General features: G+C 74.6%; 2 pseudogenes. Both read left to right on the top strand.

The window, feature by feature from the left end:
• Nucleotides 1–1009 (top strand): annotated as a pseudogene (locus tag ACLEQD_RS42970) (hypothetical protein); the annotation flags it as partial.
• A 32-nt stretch (nucleotides 1010–1041) separates the two neighbouring features.
• Nucleotides 1042–1650, top strand: a pseudogene (locus tag ACLEQD_RS42975) (hypothetical protein); the annotation flags it as partial.

Here is a 1650-nt window from a genome sequence, read left to right on the forward strand (position 1 = left end):
CGCGGACGCGGCGAAGGTGCCGGTGGACGCCCCCGCGGGCATGACGCTCGCGTGGCGCTCCGTGCGGCTGCTGCGAGAGCGGGGCCAGCTGGCGGAGGCCCGGGCGCGGCTGGACGCCATCCCCCTGGCGCTGGTGCGCGACCAGGCCTCCACGGACAACCTCCTGCGGGAGGAGCGGCTGCACCTGGCGAACAGCTGGGATGAAGCGCTGCGCAACGCGGCCCAGCTCGTGGTGGACGAGGGGGCGGGTCCGCATCAGGACTGGAATGCCTCCGCGCCGGAGACCGCGGCGATGGGGCTCGGCCCCGCGCGGGCGCGCTACCTGGAGTCGCATGTCCCCACGCGCCGGATGCGTGAGTGGGTCGCGCTCCCTGGCGTGAGCCCCGCGCTGCGCCGGCAGCTGTCGTGGACCGTGTTCGCCCGCGCCGCCGTGGTGGGGGACGACGCGACCCTCAAGGCCCAGGCGGTCACGCTCGCGGAGACGGAGCCCAAGGCGCGCGCGGAGCTGCTGGCCATCGCGGGGCGGCCCACGCTGGAGGAGCGCCTCTTCGACGCGCGGCTGCTGCTCATGGGGTTGCCGGCCATCTCCGCGAGGCTTCAGCCCGGCAGGGACCGCCTGGCGGATGTCGCCCCGGCGCTCGACCTGACCGAGGACCTGAGCTGGTTCCGGAACGGGTGGTGCGTGCCGGGAGTGGAGGGCCTCGTGGATCCTCCGGGGACCCCAGGGCCGCTGCCGGTCGCGAGCCCGGAGGAGCAGGCGGACGCCACCGCGGAGTGGAAGGCCCTCAACGCGGCGGGCTCCTCCGTCGCCTTCTTCTCCCGCGTGGCGCTGGACTGGGCGAAGGCACACCCGGAGGACCCGCGCTCGCCCATCGCGCTGTTCCGCGCGGTCCGCTCCAGCAAGCGGGGCTGCGGCCGGAACACCCCGGAGGCGAAGAAGGCGTTCTCCTGGCTCCACAAGCGCTACGGCAAGACGGAGTGGGCGCGCAGGACGCCGTACGTCTACTGACGCGGGGGCGTTCGCCCTACGATGCCGCCGGCATGACGACGCCGCGAGCGCGAGGACGGGCAGGGCTTCCCACCATCGTGGGGCTGCTGGCGCTGCTCGCCTTCGTCTACTGGCCGGTGCTGGGCGGGCACCTGCTCGCGGGCCGGGACCTGTTCCGCATCTTCATCCCGGACTCGGCCTTCCTGCTGGAGTCGCTGCGCGCCGGTGAGGTGCCGCTGTGGAACCCCTACCCGCGCCTGGGCCAGCCGTTCGCGGCGACCCTCTATTCGCAGGTGTATTACCCGCCGCGCTGGGCCGCCGTGCTGCTCACGGGCCCCATCGTGTCCATGACGGTGATGCAGCTGGCGCACGTCGCGCTCGCGGCGGTGGGCGTGTTCCTGCTGTGCCGGAAGCTGCGCGCCTCCTGGCCCGCGGCCGTCGTCGCGGGCGCCACGTTCGGGCTGTCGACGCTGATGACCCGGCTGGGCACCCAGCAGAACCTCGTCGACGCCGCCGCCTGGAGCGGCCTCATCCTGGGCGCCGCGCTCGACGCCACCCACCGCCCGGGGCGCGGGCCCCTGGTGCGGCTGGCGGTGTACGGGGCGCTGTCCCTGTTCGCGGGTTCGCCGGAGACCACGCTGTGGCAGGGGCTGGTCGCGGTG

It is taken from the genome of Corallococcus sp. 4LFB, assembly GCF_046520365.1.
In the GTDB taxonomy this organism is placed as follows: domain Bacteria; phylum Myxococcota; class Myxococcia; order Myxococcales; family Myxococcaceae; genus Corallococcus; species Corallococcus caeni.